We start from the raw sequence: 591 nt of genomic DNA, 5'->3' as shown, positions 1-591 counted from the left end.
CGTAGCATCTTTGTAAGTCAAGTTATCGGCTTATTAGTACCGGTCAGCTCCACACATTGCTGTGCTTCCACATCCGGCCTATCAACCCAGTCGTCTAGCTGGGAGCCTCTCGCCCTCGCGGGCCTGGAAACCTCATCTTGAAACGTGCTTCCCGCTTAGATGCTTTCAGCGGTTATCACTTCCGAACGTAGCTAATCAGCGGTGCCCTTGGCAGGACAACTGACACACCAGAGGTTCGTCCATCCCGGTCCTCTCGTACTAGGGACAGCCTTTCTCAAGTTTCCTACGCGCACAGCGGATAGGGACCGAACTGTCTCACGACGTTCTAAACCCAGCTCGCGTACCGCTTTAATGGGCGAACAGCCCAACCCTTGGGACCTACTCCAGCCCCAGGATGCGACGAGCCGACATCGAGGTGCCAAACCATGCCGTCGATATGGACTCTTGGGCAAGATCAGCCTGTTATCCCCGGGGTACCTTTTATCCGTTGAGCGACGGCGCTTCCACAAGCCACCGCCGGATCACTAGTCCCGACTTTCGTCCCTGCTCGACATGCCTGTCTCACAGTCAAGCTCCCTTGTGCACTTACAC

At 56.2% G+C, this 591-nt stretch carries 1 rRNA gene; it reads right to left on the bottom strand.

The features are described 5' to 3' along the window. Positions 1 to 13: 13 nt before the first annotated feature. Positions 14 to 591: ribosomal RNA gene (locus ABD194_RS19260) — 23S ribosomal RNA — on the bottom strand; the annotation flags it as partial.

The sequence above is a fragment of the Terrabacter terrae genome (genome assembly GCF_039529575.1).
In the GTDB taxonomy this organism is placed as follows: Bacteria; Actinomycetota; Actinomycetes; order Actinomycetales; family Dermatophilaceae; genus Terrabacter; species Terrabacter terrae.
This window is presented reverse-complemented; position numbering and strand designations above follow the sequence as displayed.